This is a genomic window from Oscillatoria sp. CS-180 (assembly GCF_028330965.1).
GTDB lineage: Bacteria > Cyanobacteriota > Cyanobacteriia > Phormidesmidales > Phormidesmidaceae > Halomicronema.
In genome coordinates this window covers 43,561-58,157 of record NZ_JAQMUB010000081.1, presented here as the reverse complement: position 1 = coordinate 58,157, position 14,597 = coordinate 43,561, and the positions used below count along the sequence as shown (strand labels likewise).

Below are 14,597 nucleotides of genomic sequence, written 5' to 3'. Positions count from 1 at the left end.
TCTATGGCCTATACCGTTCAAGACCCCCGTCAAGACCTTCAAATCTGCCCTAAGTGCGGTAAACATGCACTTGCACAGCCTAGAGAAAATTACTACCGCTGTCTATGGTGCGGATTTGAATCTAATGTCTCAGATGAAACTTTCCAGTTTCCACACTTTGTTTTTCTGATGCTTTTAGTTGCCTGTGTTGTGGTTTTTCTTCAAAGCTAGTAAAGATGACATTTACGTCCTTAGATGGAGTAGTTGATCCAGCTTAGGAAGCATGTCAAATCAACCGCAGATCTTTAGTATCGGCATGTAAGTTTTGATTTACTGTCCTATGCAATCTAAAGAGCGGCGACCTACTCCTGATGAAATTCCGGGTCAGAAGCTGGACTATCCAGCCAAGCAGTCTGACATGACGCCAGCGCCTGACAGCGATTTGTCAAACTACAAACCCGCCAATAAGTTGGTTGGAAAAGTTGCCCTCATCACTGGAGGAGATTCCGGGATTGGTCGTGCTGTGGCGATCGCCTATGCTATGGAAGGTGCAGACGTGGCTATTCTGTATAACGAGAATGATAGCGACGCTGAAACAACTCGTGATTTGGTTGAAAAGCGCGGGCAAAAGTGCCTAATTCTTAAATATGATGTCCGCAATTTTGAGGACTGTCAGACGGCAGTTGATCAGACGGTCAACGAGTTTGGAAAGCTCAACATCCTGGTGAACAATGCTGCTTATCAAATGACCCAAAAGCAGGTCGAGGATATTTCTCTGGAGCAGTTTCGTCGCACTATGGAAACCAACGTCTTCGGCTATTTCTACATGGTCAAAGCAGCGCTGCCTCACTTGAAAGAGGGAGACGTCATTATCAACACGGGCAGTATCGTCGGCAAAATTGGCAAGGGCATGTTGGTGGACTATGCGACGAGCAAAGGTGCCGTTCATACCTTCACCAAATCCCTGGCTCTCAATTTGGTTTCACGCAATATTCGAGTCAATGCTGTGGTTCCTGGTCCTGTGTGGACACCGAACATTCCCGCGACAATGCCAAAAGAGAAAGTCGACAACTACGACACAGATGTCGCGATGGAGCGGGCAGCACAACCCGAGGAATTGGCTCCGGCCTATGTTTATATGGCCGCAGAGGATAGCAGTTTCGTCACGGGTGCCCTTCTGGATGTAGCGGGGGGACAAACCTCTAGCTAGCCAACGGTGACTGAGTTTGAGTTTGTTGGCAGGGGGCGATCGCGTTCCCGCTGTAGGGATCTTTTAGGTCGGGCCTAGAACAACGACGAAGGGTTCGGTCAGATAAGCTTGAGCCGCAGTTCGAATCTCTTCTGCGGTTACCTTCCGAATCGTCTCCTGAAAGACCTGATCAAACTCAACACCCAGCCCCAAAATCTCGTACCAGCCTAGCAGTTGTCCGGTTTGAGCATTGGTCTGTTTACCGAGCGCGTACTGTCCCAACAGTTTATTTTTGGACGCTTCTAGTTCTTCCACCGTTAGTCCAGCTTCACCAAGGCGTTCTGTTTCGTCGCGCAGTCCGGCTAGGGCGATCGCTCTATTCTCGGGTGCTGTCCCCATATGAGCTACAAACTGTGAATGGCTCAGGCGAGTTGGGTAGAAGGCCGAGACATCGTAAGCAAGACCCCGCTTCTCTCGCAGCTCTACAAATAGACGACTAGACAAGCCGTTGCCCAAATAAGTGCTAATCAACTTCAACGGCCCATAGGCTGGATCCTTAACCGTGGGAGACTGATAGCCAATAATGATGATGGCTTGATTGGTCAGTTGGGTGATCTCTTGATGTGTCGGTTGCAGGGGGAGCGTGGGATACACCAGCGGTGGCAAGGGTTGATCCGGAACCTCCCAATCGCCAAAGTTTTGTTCAGCCAGAGCAACTGCTTTATCAACCGTAATCCGGCCCGCAACAACCAGCACACAGTTGTCGGGACGATAGTAGGCTTTATGAGTCTGAAATAAATCGTCTTGGGACAACAGAGCAACGCTATCTTCGGTACCGATTCCCGGCAGACTGTAGGGATGTTCGCCATACATCGCGGCTCGCAATGCGTTGTAAGCCGTCGTAAAGGGCTGCTCCCTCATGGAGCGAATACTTTGTAATGTCAGTCGCTTCTCTAAATCAAGTTCCGCTTCAGGAAAACTTGGGTGACGAATTACCTCAGCTGCTAGCGCCAAAATCGGTTCGAAATCAGCAGAGACGGTCTTCAGACTCACGAGGCTATAGTCCGCCGATGCATCACTTCCCAAACTGGCTCCAATAGACTCAACCTGTTCAGCAATTTCCATGGACGTGAACTGCTGTGTGCCTTTGGTCAGCAGTGAAGAAATGAGGCTGAATAAACCAGCCTGCGATCGCGTTTCATGGCCTGATCCAGCTCTGACCAACATCCGAGCAGACACAATATCTGCAACTGAATTCTCAATGACCACCACCACCAGACCATTTTTCAGGACTGTGCGATGGAGCAGTGGGCGATCAACAGAAGGAGGTGAGGTCATATCTTAAGGAAACAATACTTTTAGCGTGAGTCAAGCAGACATATTTCTTATACACACTTTCTACCCAGGTTGGCTTTCAGCTGTTACAGCTTCAACAATATTGGAAGAGTGAGCTAGCTTGCAGGCAATAGCACTGTGGAAGCATACGTATTCGCCGAAAGGAACTGTTTTGCCAATGCGGATAAAGAGGCTGGTGTGTAAGCGTTAATTCGAGCGGGGTAAGTATAGCTGTCTGAGGCAGAAGCGACCACGCTGTAATAACCATACAGCCCCGCAAGCTGCCCGGGTGTTTCTGTAGAAAATGCGAAGTCGTTTACCAATAGACGTTTAGCTTTGTCTAATTCGGCGTGAGAGATGGGCTGATCTGCCAGTGTGGATAGGCGATCGCAAATGAGGGCTTCGACGGGATCAACATGATCGGGATCAAGCCAGGCTTGCAAGGTGAACAGACTACAGTCTCGCTGGAGTGAAAAGCTACTGGTGATATCGAGCACCCACTGTCGTTCCTCACGGAGTTCTCTCACCAACCGGGCACTGCGTCCTTCCGCTAGAACCGCTGAGAGAATATCCATGCCACAAGCCGCATCCAAATTATCCACTCCGGGACCCAGCCAGGCCATCATCAGGCGGGCGTGCTCTAAGCGTGGAACCCGCAGTATTTGACGTTGCACTCCCCACCACGGCTGAATCTGTCCGGTTTCCCTTGTAATCTCCAAAGGGGTTGCAAAGGCACGGAAGGCATGCCGCACCATTTCTAAGGTGGGGTCTAACGAGACGCCGCCAGCCACCACTACAGTCATATTTTGAGGTTGGTAATGAGCTTGGTGGAAGTGCCGCATTTCTTCGGGCGATCGCTGGCTCAGAATCTCTTCCGTCCCTAACACAGGTCGCCCATAGGCATGATTGGGAAATACCTGCTCAGACATAGCCTGAAAGCCAATCCAGTCGGGATCGTCCTTAGCTTGCCGAATTTCTTCCAACACGACCTGGCGTTCTCGGACAAATTCGTCTGCGGGGATCGCAGCGTGAAGCACGAGATCAGCCAGATAGGGAAGCGTATCAGGCAGCGCAGAGGCCGCCAATGCCATATAGAAGTGGGCATAGTCATGGCTGGTTGCGGCGTTGCTAAATCCACCCCGCGTTTCAATGGCATAGTCAAACATGCCCGGCAACAAACGCTCGGTGCCTTTGAAAACCATGTGCTCCAAGAAATGGGCCATGCCCGTCCACTCAACTGGTTCCAATGCAGCTCCAGCATTAACCCAAACGTCAGCGACAACGACAGGCGTTGCAGGCATGTGCTGATGCACGACTGTTAGCCCATTCTCTAGGCGATGAATCGTAGCTGGAAAGGACGGAGGGGCAGAAGTCAAAGATGTTTGTTGAGCAATCACAGTCGAGGGATTTTTCCAGAAATGTTTGACCCAATCTCAGCTAAGTAAAACCTTGCTGAGCTAGCCTGTGCAGTCGAAACCGTGCAGTAGCAAAGAATTTCAGAAACATCGAAGAGATACACCCATAAGAGCCTATGCATTTGGCCTAATGCTTCGATAGTTCTTAATCATAAATTAATTGATACCTTAGCGAATTTTAATCGCTTCCTGCATAAGAAATCTTTAGGACACGATCGCCAGCAAAACTTTGCGGCTGCGGTTGTCTTCGGTCTCCTTCGATGGTCTACGTCCTACTGTGTGAAACTCCTGGTAGGCTCACGGATACAGCTGCCAGAATGAGCTTGTTGGGTTGAATCTTACTGGAGGCATCATGACCGCAAAGAAATATGACACGCCCAGAACACATACCTCGGCCTGGATTGCACAAACATGGATTTCATTTGCGATCGCGCTCAGCGCCACAGCAACAGGCATCTTCTATTTGCCCGTCAATGGTTGGCTAAAGGGCTATCTCGGCATGGGCATGCTCTTTTCAATTGGCTCAACCATTAGCCTCTCCAAAACGGTTCGCGATATTGAAGAGTCCAAACGCATCACCAATCGCATTGATGAAGCTAAGTTGGAGCGCTTACTGGCCGACTATGATCCCTACAACAGTCTCAATAAGTAGACGGAGATCGCCCGCAGGGCTGCTGCAAAGGAACGGGAACTTATTTAAGTATCAACTTTGAGCTTTGGATTCGCCGATGACTCAATCATTCAAAACTGAGAACTTAAAATTCATTCATTCCAAACGGTTTATTTGCAGAGGTCTTACTTGTTTCGCTTACACACCGCTACGAATGCAACAACACCGCTTACGGTTAGCCTACTGATTGAATAGCTAAAAAAACAAAATCCCCCCCTGATAACCAGAAAGGGATTTCAATGATTATTCACCGCGACGCCGTCTTACCTCAGTTTCCGACCTGGAAGAACCAGGTGGGAATTCCGGCACCGATTTTAAGTTTCCGAGTACATGCTCGGTATACTGCCATCGGCACTACTCGATTCCCTTTAAGACAAAGCATAGATCGACAAACAGTATTGGCAGTCACCAACGCCGTAGTGAATCTTTCGACATAATAACCAACCCTACCCCTGAAAACGCAAGGGTGTTTCGCGAATTCTTTGACCGGAGATTACGAATTGGCGGCGGGATACCAAGTTGCTTCAATGTGTTGAGCGATCTCCCTGCCCTCCTCATTTTTCTCATAGCAGACGGTTACGTGTCCCAGCTTGCGCCCTGGGCGCGACTCTTGCTTGCCATACCAGTACACATGGGCGTTCGGAATTTGAGCCAATAGCTGTCGCTGCTTGGCATAGTCACTGTTGGCGTTCTCGAATCCTAGTAGGTTGACCATGAGAGCGCGATCGCAAGTCATTGCTGGACTGCTCAACGGCTGCCCTGACACGGCCAAAAGCTGCTGAGCAAACTGTGACGTTTCGCAAGCATTCAACGTGTAATGCCCAGAATTATGGGTCCGGGGAGCCACCTCATTAACTAAGACCTTATTGCCCGGCGCTAAGAATAGCTCAATGCCCAGCACGCCAACGAAGTCTAGCTGAGTGATGAGGGTGCGGGCGATCGCGTCTACGGTGTGCCCAACCGCTGGCGCAACCTGTGCTGGGGCAAACACCCGCCGACAAACTTGGTCAACCTGCTGGGTTTCCACTACCGGATACACGGCAATGTCGCCTGTAAGCGAGCGAGCAACCATCACCGCGAGTTCCTTTTCAAACGGAATGAAGGCTTCTAGCAAAACAGGTGGGCGATTGAGGTGGCTCCAGGTCTGCAAAAGTTCGTCAGCAGAGCGGAGTATGAATGTTCCCTGTCCGTCATAGCCCAATCGTCGTGTTTTCAGGACCAGCGGAAAACCAAGCGAACCGGCTAGCTCATGCACTACTTCGTCGGCTACGTTGGCATCTAACGTCACATAGGGTGGATTAGGTAGACCGTGAGCTGCTAGAAACTGCCGTTGAGTGTATTTGTCCAGCAGGGGTTCAAGCGCTTGTAGCCGAGGACGGAAAAGAGTTCCGGCTGTTTCAAGTCGATTGAGCGCGGAGAGATCTACAAACTCATTTTCGAACGTGATGACATCGCAGCGATCGCTCAATATCTGAGTTCCCGCTGGATCAGCAACCGGAGCTAGAACGGGATTAAGGGCGATCGTCACAGCGGGATCAGTCAACTTCGGTGTTTGCACAACCAATTCCATCCCTAGCTCCTGAGCCTCCATTGCCATCATCCAGGCTAGCTGCCCCCCACCGATCACGCCAATTCGCTGCTTTTTGGGATGAATCCCTTGATTACTCATTTACACATTTTGGAGATTGAAGTTTGAAGCCAGAAACAAAAGGTCGATAGCCACTTGAGTTCCATGACCAGACTTTATAGCAAAAGTGAAACGTGAGTGATGCTCAATAACCTGAATTTGAGAAAGGAAAATAACGCTAGTACACTGCGGCAGAAATAGGCTCACCATTCAAAACACTGAGAAAGCTTATCTGCCTTAGTTTTGTAGAGCTTTGCTCTTCTCACAGAGTATTTTGAATTTTGAATTCCGCGTAGCGGTACTAGTATTCTGAGTTATTCCAATTGCCTTTGGGTCACGCTACCACTATCAAAAGTGCATTTCCGTATTCGATCAGCGTGCAGGATTGAGCTTCGGCATTGGTGATAAACAGTGTCCAGAGAGAGTCATTGGTGTTGAGGACATCTGATATTCCTGGTAGGACCCCATAGGTAATTCTTTCGCGATCTTCATTAACATGCTTTAGCCAATGCTCAGCCGCATAACGTTCGCAATCCCGGTTTTCAGTAACTTCTCGATCCTACCCAATCGCACTTGACAGTCCGGTGCAATGAAGACCTTAGGACAAGAGGGTATCCGAAAGTAGGGCTGATACATAAAAGGTTTGAGTAAGAGAGGTTGATTGGGTCGGAGCGATCGCCTTCTCCAAAACAGAATAGCGATCGCCCCTCAATACTCCTCAATTAGGTTGCTATTCGAACAACCTGTCGCGCTGCAAGTATCGCAACACATCGCCGGGGTCTTGGCGGATCAGCACGCCGTTTTCCGGCACGTCGATCTTCGGACTCCACTCGATACGCTCGACGCAGTTCCGGAGGTGGAACAGATCAATGGCGCTTTGGGTATCGGCTTCAGTGCCCACCAAATAGAGGCGCAGGCGTTTGTGTCGTCGCTGGGGATGAGTAGGATGACTCGGCAACGACGGGGGTGCCGCCTCAGTGTGGTGAGACGGCAGAAAGTATTGAATGGTAATCACTGGGGATTCCTCCAAAGAATTGGATTGGGTTGGAATCCCCGAAGATTCAGTCGCCCTTAGACGAAGCGCTTCGGTGGGGCGACCTAAAATAGGCAAAGCCCGTACGACAGGCTAGGACTGTCTATGGGTTAGGCGCTGGTTTGTGTGCCATCACTTGCCAGTGCCGCCGACTAAACGTTCGGGGAAGCAAGCTGCACGGATGCAGCTATGGTTGGTGATAATAATTCATTTGATCTTCGAGAGCAACCGTATAGAAAGGATGTAGCTACTCAAGCAGTTTCTTGGGAACCGGCGGCCCCACTGAGATGCCGAAATCTTTTACCTATGCACTCAAACAGAACTGATTATGTGTGCCGCTGCTGCCTTACAGCATTACTGAGAGCCTTGTCGAACGGGGCTACCAGGCTGTAAAACGAGATTGTTCATGCCCTCTTTAGGCTGCGGCTTTCTTCTGAAGAATTGAACATATTCCGTTGACATCTGTGAAAAAGGCGTCCCCCATAAATTTGAGGCTGGCAATTGCGCGTTGACCTGCTTCTTCGTCGCCTGCTCCGCAAGCATCAGTCACCATAACTGATATGTAGCCCAGATCAGCCGCATGGCGAAGGGTTGGCTCGATCCCAATCTCAGTTGCTACACCCACAACAATCACAGTCTGAATACCACAATCGCGTAAGGCGATATCGAGAGGTGTTCCTTCGAATGCAGACATCGTGATTTTGTCAAAAATGGCTTCGGAAGGAAGTGGGGATATTTCAGGGATCAGTTGAAAACCCGGTGAGCTAGGCAGAAACCAAGGCTGCACATCATCAACAGAAGTAGCTCTTTGCCACGCCTTAGCCGTTTTTAGCTGAAAGACTCCTGACAGTTCCTTGGGCAGCGACATATGGCGCATGAAAAAGATCCGCAAACCGACTTTTCGTGCTGCTTCAAGTACTTTTATAACCTGTGCCTTGACTGTGTCTCCGTCACTCAACTGGCTGAAAATGCCAGCCTGCATGTCATAAACGATTAAAGCTGTACGGTTGAGTTCGCAGGCGTCCTCTAAGTTTTCAGGAATTTCTAGTCCGAATGCCTTTTCCATCTTTAGAATCCTGAACTTGATATCTAGAGAATAACAGGTTGCTCTTAATTGCTTGCTTACATCAATACACAATTGACTGTTGCAAATTCAAAAGCTTGAGGTATTTTATGGGTCCAAGTTTCAGTAACGTCTTTCAGATTTGGGAAAAGGCTACTGAGTGGGTAAGCACGCCCTAGTACATTACGGCAGAAATATGCTCACCATTCAAAATGCTGGGAAAGCCCATCTGCCTTGGTTTTGAGTTCTGAATTTTGAATTCCGCGTAGCGGTACTAGCCAGGTGGTTTTGTTTTTAGATCTCCTAAGCAGGATTTAGGATTTTCTGAATTTCAGTTAGGGACATATCCGAACGGTCAGATTTTGAATATAAGGTAATGAGTATTATCTGGGTTTCCGTTTTGAGATAGTAAATTACTCGATAACCACCGCTCTTTCCCTTCTGAATGTCGCTGTTTTTTACTCTGACTTTGAAGACTGTTTGCTGAAGATTGGGAATTTGATCGCCTGGAAGGTCTCCTAGTTCAAGTTTTTGGATAAGAACCTGGATATCAAGTTTGATGCTACGATATCGCTTTGCGAGGCGCCGAACATCTCTTTCAAATCGATTGGTGAAGCTGATTTGAATCGGTAGTTTATTCGACATCCAACCTATCCCAAAGCTCTGATACGGGATGTATTTCGCCTATGAGAGCCTGCTGCCATCCCTCTTGAATACCCTCAATTATGGTTTCGGTAGAGTCCTCTAGGCCGATATCCTCTTCTGATTCAGGAATGAGAACAATGACACGGACGCGACGATGATGAGCCACGTCAAGAGGATAATCAAGGGCCAGTTGACCTTCATTATTGATGGTTGCTGTTGCTTCGATCGCTTTCATAACTCCAGATTAATCAGGTTCTCACTGCTGTGTATATCCCTAGTCTAGAGGACACAATTGAGTGAAGATGGCAAGTTTTGGGTTTACAGCCCTGTGCAGCTTGGCTAAGTGCATCTCAGTGTCTTAAGGAGGCAGGGAATAGGAATAGGGAATGAGGTGTGCTTGATTAAATGCATGCCGCTATATGCTTTGTGTTCGGGGGTGACTAGAAGGGTCGGTAGACAGGGCTAGTACACTGCGGCAGAAATAGACTCACCATTCAAAACACTGAGAAAGCTTATCTGCCCTAGCTTTGTAGAGCTTTGCTCTTCTCTCAGAGTATTTTGAATTTTGAATTCCGCGTAGCGGTACTAGCTATCTGTGAGAGTCGAATATGAGACGAAATACAGAGATCTGATCACTAGAGCTTGGAATTATCACCTCGATTGCAAGGCTGCTATTCCATGATGGTTTTGACACTCAACATCGATATCGTTGTTGCAAATCCAAAAGCTTGAGGTATTTTATGGGTGCAGGTTTCAGTAACGTCTTTCAGATTTGGGAAAAGGCTTGCTGAGTGGGTAAGCACGCGCTAGTATGTCGCGTGATTCGGCATTTGTCAGCAACCGTTATTGACGCATTCAGATGTGCGATCGCGGTAATCCAGGAGTGTAATGTATGTCTGCTGTTCCGAAGCCTCAAGAGGTGAGACTTCCCCTCCAATCTCCTCAGCGTCGCCCTCGGCTCACGGTCGTGCCCTCGGCGTCGACGGCTGCTCCAGCGCCTTTTCCTAAGCAGACACGGGCTAATCGTCCTCTCTGGCTGAAATTGCTAGTAGGGGGGCAGTGGCTTTCTCTGGGGGTTGCTGCTCTGACAGTGGTGGGTGCGCTGTCTGCTTATGGGCTAACGGTGAATACGAATCGTCGCTTGGCAACGGCCACCACGACTCTCGAAAGTCTGCAAGAACAGCAGCAGCAGCTAACGACAGCCAACGCCGTGTTCAAAAACCATTTGGCCCAAATTGCTGTGACCTACAGCGAGAGTAGCGTCCTTCATCCTAAGGAAGTCATTTTTCTGGAAATGGCTGAACCTGCCTCCTTGCCTGAGCCGTCTCCAACGGCGGCGACTGCTGCTGAGCATACGAAAGACCAGCGCTTTCTTCCCAAAGGTTACTGAAGTTTGGATCGCGTTTGAGGTTGCTCATGGGAAGTTATCGATCCTCCGTTCGTAAGCGCTCTTTGCGATCGCCAGCTGCGAGAAAGCGAGTGGCTAAAAAGCGAGCGGCAAACGCACAAAAACCCTCTCATCGGACCAAGCGCCCATCTCCCATCGTTAGGATTGTGCTGGTTTGGCTGCTGCTGGTCGCCATTGCCTTGGGATTGGCGGGACGGCTCGCTTATCTACAACTCTTTAACGGAGACACCTTGCAGGCGATCGCTCAACAGCAACGAGCCCGTCAGATCAATGCCAATGTTGGCCGCCGCTCCATCATTGATAATCAGGGAATTCCCCTAGCCGTGGACCGTCTGGTCTATACCCTCTACGGTCATCCAGCGTTGTTTCGCCAACCCATCAGCGTTGTCGCACAAACTTTGAGTCCAGTCCTTGAAATCCCTGCGGGCACTTTGGCAGAGCAGTTCAAAGGACAGGCAACGGGGTTGCGAATTGTCGATGATCTGCCTGAGGAAACGGCTAGACGTATTCAACAGTTACGACTAGATGGATTGGAGTTGGTCCCTAGTCAGCAGCGCTTTTATCCACAGCAAGATTTGTTCTCCCAAATCGTAGGCTTTGTTAATTTGGAGGGTAAAGCGCAAACGGGATTAGAAGCGCAGTACGAGAAGCGTTTGAGCTTGCCAATGCCGCAAGCCCCTCACGTTGTTGGACCTGCGTTGCCCGTGATTAACCTGCCCACGGAAGAGACATCACAGCAGCTGCAACTCACGTTGGACAATCGCCTACAACGAATTGCTCAAGAAGCTTTACGGCAAACCTTGCGAAAGTTTGGTGCTCAACAGGGAACCGTCATGGTGATGGAAGTTCATACGGGTGAGCTGCGGGCATTTGCCGTTGAGCCGACCTTTGATCCCAATCGCTATTTTGACGCTAATCTAGGCTGGTTAAAGAATTGGGCGGTCACAGATCTTTATGAGCCCGGTTCGACGTTTAAGCCGATCAATGTCGCGATCGCTCTGGAAGCTGATGCCATTACTCCTGATGACACCATTTATGACGAGGGGCGTCTGCGGTTTGGTGAATGGACGATTCAAAATTCTGACTATGAGGCCATGGGAGGGGTCGGCATGCTGAGCATTGCGGATGTTCTCAGGAAGTCTAGCAATGTTGGTATGGTTCGTATTATGGAGCAGCTCCCGGCATCGGAGTTTTACGCTTGGTTAGAGAAGCTAGAGCTTGATCGCCCAACGAATATCAGTCTTCCTGCGGAGAATGCTCAGGCGTTGAAGGAGCGAGAGCAGTTCGTCAATAGTCGAGTTGATGCGGCCACAGCAGCCTTCGGCCAAGGAATTGCACTTACGCCAATCAAGCTGCTGCAACTGCAAGCTGCGATCGCGAATGGGGGTTATCTGGTGACCCCCAAGGTGGTTAAGGGGTTGGTGAGTGACACTGGGCAGTTGACGTGGCAGCCTGATGTGGGCGATCGTAAATCCGTCTTTTCGCAAGAAACAGCCGATGCCGTTCTCAAAATGATGGAAACCGTTGTCGAAGACGGCACCGGTGAGGCCGCTCAGATTCCGGGCTATCGCATTGCGGGTAAAACGGGAACCTCTCAAAAAGTGACTGAGGGGGGCGTCTACGGTTCTGGACGCATTACTAGCTTTGTTGGGTTACTGCCAGTCGAAGCGCCCCAATTCGTTGTGCTGGCGGTGATTGATGAACCCTTAGGCGATGATGCTTACGGTTCAACGGTTGCTGCTCCGCTAGTGAGAACGGTGATGGAATCTTTAGTCGTCTTAGAAGGCATTCCGCCGTCTTCCCCCCAAGCTCTAGGCGGTGTGATGTCTCCCTAGTACACTGCGGCAGAAACAGGCTCACCATTCAAAACATTGAGAAAGCTTAGCTGCCTTAGTTTTGAATTTTGAATTTTGAATTTTGAATTCCGCGTAGCGGTACTAGTTGTCGGAGAACCATCAAGAATTGGGGTTGAAGGAGGAATCAGTTTGAATTTGTGTCTTGACCAGCCCCTTCCTAAAGTTTGTATTCGTGGTAGTTGAGGCAAAATTCGTCCTGATGAGTGAGGAACTTACGATAGGCTTCGCGAACAACGTCAAACGCTTCGTCACAGTTGTGAACGAGGAACAGCATTTCGTAGTCTTCTGGGTTGATCAGCTGCTTTTCTAGAGGCCAATCTTTGACCCAGCGAAGGAAGTCTTTCCACATATCGCCTAGCAGGACGATGGGAATGTTTGACATATGCTCAACTTGAATCAGCTGCCACGTATACGCTAGTTCGAGCAGTGTCCCAACGCCACCTGGAGCCACAACAACGGCGTTGGCCAGGTGCATAAAGTGATCCAGTCGCTCTGAAAAGCGATCGAACTCGTGTTTGATATCAACGTGCGGATTGGGCGCTTCTTCAAAAGGGAGTTTGATGTTTAGCCCGTAGGATTTGCTGGAATCGTCCACACTGTGGGGATCTTCCCGTCCTTCACGATGGCCGAGATTAGCCGCCTCCATCAATCCTGGACCACCACCAGTCACCACATCTAAGCCTTCTCGCCCAATAAGTTTGGCTAAACGCCGTACCTGTTCATAAATAGTGTCGCCCGGTTTCAAGCGAGCAGACCCAAAAATCACTACACGAAATCGTTCTGGATCAGGCTTCATAACATTCCGAAATTGAGGTGTGTAACTGGAAGTGCGTAACGGTGTGTACCGTAAGAGACGGTTCCCCTGATGGAACTACCTTTGTAGCAGTCCAATTGTTGTCCTGTCTACAAACCAGCTCTCTCGTTATCGACTCAGGCGCTGATAGGCAAGAGCTAAAGCGTTCTCATCCCCAACATTGCCAGGAAACAGAACGACTGGCATTGCAGAAAACTGAGGATGATTGGCGGCTGTTCGAACGACGGAGCACCCCGGAAGAATTTGACCTAGCAGCCGCGTTGTTCTGAGGGCTAACCCTTTACTGAGCGTGTCGTTGGAGGTAATGCCGCCTTTGCTAATGAGATAACCCAAGTCATTAGGTAGCCCCCGCACAATATCCATCAGGAGAGCTGAAACATGTTCGCCAAAGGCCAGTCGTGTTTGTACATCGGGAAATGTGAGTTCCTCACGACTGGTATAAATAGCAGGGGTTTTTCCTTGTTCGTGAATCTGCCGCACTTGTGTCAGCGTTCCCTCTAAAAGACGAGATTTGCCTTCATCCAAGTTATCCACCATCTGAGTGACATCGACTTCAACACCGACGACATCAGGTGCTTTTAGCAAAGCTGCCAACTGTTGTGTCGTTTTTTTGACGTGGGAGCCGACTAAAACCGCGCCAGGGTGATGATCTTTGACATACTGAGCCATATCTTCTGCGGCGATGGGTTGAGGTGGTAGGGCTGCCAGGGCCGTTAATAGGCTAGCTGCACTTCGAAACAAAAACCGTTTTCCTTGAGCTGCCCCTGTCAGCACATCTTGAGCAAACTGATTGAGATCGAGTTGACTCTCGCCGTCTACCGCCACACAGACGTTATTCTCCAATGCCAACAACTCATCTAGGCAGCCCTGACGAATCCGCTCTAATGTGAAACGCTTGACTTGCTCAGCAGAAATGCGATCGCCCGTTTTTTCAGCAACATAGTCGGGTAGATAGCTGGTGCTGTAGCCAAAAACGGAATCTTTTGCGAACTCAGTTTCATGGGCAGGTATGGGCGTTTCGTCCTGAACAACATAGTGAACGCTATTGCGGGTAATGCGTCCACCTTCAAAAAAGGCCGGCACCATAAAGTGGGCATCAAAAGGACCTAGCTCAGCGGCGATCGCATCCGTTTCAATAGGATAGTGTCCCCTCAAGGTTGAGTCAGAACGGCTGACAACTAGAAACTCTTCAATGCCAGCCTGGAGAATTGCGGTTTTCAAGTTGTGGCACACTTCGGTGGTAATGGCTTTTGCCTGTGCCGGAGATAACGCTCGGGTATTCGTCAGAATAAAGACAATCGGAGAATTGTCTTGCAGCCCTAAAACCAGTGTTTCAACGTCCCACTTGAGCAACAGCAAGCAGCTATGAACTGTCTGTGACCCGGTGGGGTCATCATCTAGCACAATGATTTTCGGCGTCATGTCATCCCTCCCTGCAACAGTTCAGTTGAGGCGAGCTGCCTCAGCACGGCATCACCCTGCCCATCTGAAACTAGAGTGCCATACCGCGAGACGTCCCCTAAAAAGTAACGATAGGAAAATACACGATCCACCACGATCGCG

Annotated in this window: 14 protein-coding genes and 1 other RNA gene; 4 read left to right on the top strand and 11 right to left on the bottom strand. The window is 49.6% G+C overall.

Going from position 1 to position 14,597, the window contains the following annotated elements; genetic code table 11:
* The first annotated feature begins 319 nt into the window (after positions 1 to 319).
* Positions 320 to 1,189, top strand: a complete 870-nt coding sequence (locus PN498_RS19340) for an SDR family oxidoreductase (protein WP_272064900.1) — start codon at positions 320 to 322, stop codon at positions 1,187 to 1,189.
* A gap of 63 nt (positions 1,190 to 1,252) precedes the next feature.
* Here the strand turns inward: PN498_RS19340 and PN498_RS19335 are convergent, their stop codons facing one another.
* Together PN498_RS19335 and PN498_RS19330 are read right to left on the bottom strand one after the other, a co-directional pair.
* Entirely contained in the window at positions 1,253 to 2,506 is a 1,254-nt protein-coding gene (locus PN498_RS19335; RefSeq protein ID WP_272064898.1) for a M16 family metallopeptidase, read from the bottom strand.
* A gap of 113 nt (positions 2,507 to 2,619) precedes the next feature.
* Complete coding sequence (locus PN498_RS19330; RefSeq protein ID WP_272064897.1) at positions 2,620 to 3,879, bottom strand: M16 family metallopeptidase; 1,260 nt, start codon at positions 3,877 to 3,879, stop codon at positions 2,620 to 2,622.
* Positions 3,880 to 4,270: 391 nt separating this feature from the next.
* On the opposite strand from PN498_RS19330, the gene PN498_RS19325 reads away from it, so the two are divergent.
* Positions 4,271 to 4,570, top strand: coding sequence for a YiaA/YiaB family inner membrane protein (locus PN498_RS19325; protein WP_272064896.1), 300 nt, complete (start codon positions 4,271 to 4,273; stop codon positions 4,568 to 4,570).
* A 261-nt stretch (positions 4,571 to 4,831) separates the two neighbouring features.
* Here PN498_RS19325 and ssrS read toward each other — a convergent pair.
* From ssrS to PN498_RS19295, 6 genes are all read right to left on the bottom strand, one after another.
* A non-coding RNA gene (gene ssrS / locus PN498_RS19320) (6S RNA) lies at positions 4,832 to 5,014 on the bottom strand.
* Between the two features lie 67 nt (positions 5,015 to 5,081).
* On the bottom strand, positions 5,082 to 6,257 hold the full coding sequence (locus PN498_RS19315; RefSeq protein WP_272064894.1) for a 5-(carboxyamino)imidazole ribonucleotide synthase: 1,176 nt from the start codon (positions 6,255 to 6,257) through the stop codon (positions 5,082 to 5,084).
* A gap of 688 nt (positions 6,258 to 6,945) precedes the next feature.
* A complete protein-coding gene (locus tag PN498_RS19310; RefSeq protein ID WP_272064893.1) occupies positions 6,946 to 7,230 on the bottom strand; it encodes a hypothetical protein in 285 nt (94 codons plus the stop codon).
* Between the two features lie 433 nt (positions 7,231 to 7,663).
* Positions 7,664 to 8,314, bottom strand: coding sequence for a cysteine hydrolase family protein (locus PN498_RS19305; RefSeq protein WP_272064891.1), 651 nt, complete (start codon positions 8,312 to 8,314; stop codon positions 7,664 to 7,666).
* 300 nt (positions 8,315 to 8,614) lie between these two features.
* The gene (locus PN498_RS19300) at positions 8,615 to 8,956 is read right to left on the bottom strand and encodes a type II toxin-antitoxin system RelE family toxin (protein WP_272064890.1); all 342 of its coding nucleotides are present in this window, start codon (positions 8,954 to 8,956) and stop codon (positions 8,615 to 8,617) included.
* The gene (locus PN498_RS19295) at positions 8,946 to 9,191 is read right to left on the bottom strand and encodes a type II toxin-antitoxin system RelN family antitoxin (RefSeq protein ID WP_272064888.1); all 246 of its coding nucleotides are present in this window, start codon (positions 9,189 to 9,191) and stop codon (positions 8,946 to 8,948) included. Before PN498_RS19295 ends, PN498_RS19300 begins: the two co-directional genes overlap by 11 nt.
* Positions 9,192 to 9,848: 657 nt before the next feature.
* Between PN498_RS19295 and PN498_RS19290 the strand changes: the two genes are divergently transcribed.
* Together PN498_RS19290 and PN498_RS19285 are read left to right on the top strand one after the other, a co-directional pair.
* Entirely contained in the window at positions 9,849 to 10,346 is a 498-nt protein-coding gene (locus tag PN498_RS19290) for a hypothetical protein (RefSeq protein ID WP_272064887.1), read from the top strand.
* 26 nt (positions 10,347 to 10,372) lie between these two features.
* Positions 10,373 to 12,199 (top strand): peptidoglycan D,D-transpeptidase FtsI family protein, encoded by a 1,827-nt coding sequence (locus tag PN498_RS19285; protein ID WP_272064886.1) that lies wholly within the window; start codon positions 10,373 to 10,375, stop codon positions 12,197 to 12,199.
* A gap of 178 nt (positions 12,200 to 12,377) precedes the next feature.
* On the opposite strand, the gene PN498_RS19280 is transcribed toward PN498_RS19285, so the two are convergent.
* The 3 genes from PN498_RS19280 to PN498_RS19270 all read right to left on the bottom strand — a co-directional run bounded on the left by PN498_RS19280 (position 12,378) and on the right by PN498_RS19270 (position 14,590).
* Entirely contained in the window at positions 12,378 to 13,016 is a 639-nt protein-coding gene (locus PN498_RS19280) for an LOG family protein (protein WP_272064885.1), read from the bottom strand.
* Between the two features lie 126 nt (positions 13,017 to 13,142).
* Positions 13,143 to 14,456, bottom strand: a complete 1,314-nt coding sequence (locus tag PN498_RS19275; RefSeq protein ID WP_272064883.1) for a four-carbon acid sugar kinase family protein — start codon at positions 14,454 to 14,456, stop codon at positions 13,143 to 13,145.
* A complete protein-coding gene (locus tag PN498_RS19270; RefSeq protein WP_272064881.1) occupies positions 14,453 to 14,590 on the bottom strand; it encodes a hypothetical protein in 138 nt (45 codons plus the stop codon). The genes PN498_RS19275 and PN498_RS19270 overlap by 4 nt, the downstream gene beginning before the upstream one ends.
* Between the last annotated feature and the right edge of the window lie 7 nt (positions 14,591 to 14,597).

What these genes read in the sequence shown, in the direction of transcription:
- PN498_RS19275 (WP_272064883.1), bottom strand. Translation starts at nt 14,456, where the DNA reads ATGACGCCGAAAATCATTGTGCTAGATGATGACCCCACCGGGTCACAG.
- PN498_RS19300 (WP_272064890.1), bottom strand. Translation starts at nt 8,956, where the DNA reads ATGTCGAATAAACTACCGATTCAAATCAGCTTCACCAATCGATTTGAA.
- PN498_RS19305 (WP_272064891.1), bottom strand. Translation starts at nt 8,314, where the DNA reads ATGGAAAAGGCATTCGGACTAGAAATTCCTGAAAACTTAGAGGACGCC.
- PN498_RS19280 (WP_272064885.1), bottom strand. Translation starts at nt 13,016, where the DNA reads ATGAAGCCTGATCCAGAACGATTTCGTGTAGTGATTTTTGGGTCTGCT.
- PN498_RS19285 (WP_272064886.1), top strand. Translation starts at nt 10,373, where the DNA reads ATGGGAAGTTATCGATCCTCCGTTCGTAAGCGCTCTTTGCGATCGCCA.
- PN498_RS19315 (WP_272064894.1), bottom strand. Translation starts at nt 6,257, where the DNA reads ATGAGTAATCAAGGGATTCATCCCAAAAAGCAGCGAATTGGCGTGATC.
- PN498_RS19340 (WP_272064900.1), top strand. Translation starts at nt 320, where the DNA reads ATGCAATCTAAAGAGCGGCGACCTACTCCTGATGAAATTCCGGGTCAG.
- PN498_RS19335 (WP_272064898.1), bottom strand. Translation starts at nt 2,506, where the DNA reads ATGACCTCACCTCCTTCTGTTGATCGCCCACTGCTCCATCGCACAGTC.
- PN498_RS19290 (WP_272064887.1), top strand. Translation starts at nt 9,849, where the DNA reads ATGTCTGCTGTTCCGAAGCCTCAAGAGGTGAGACTTCCCCTCCAATCT.
- PN498_RS19295 (WP_272064888.1), bottom strand. Translation starts at nt 9,191, where the DNA reads ATGAAAGCGATCGAAGCAACAGCAACCATCAATAATGAAGGTCAACTG.
- PN498_RS19325 (WP_272064896.1), top strand. Translation starts at nt 4,271, where the DNA reads ATGACCGCAAAGAAATATGACACGCCCAGAACACATACCTCGGCCTGG.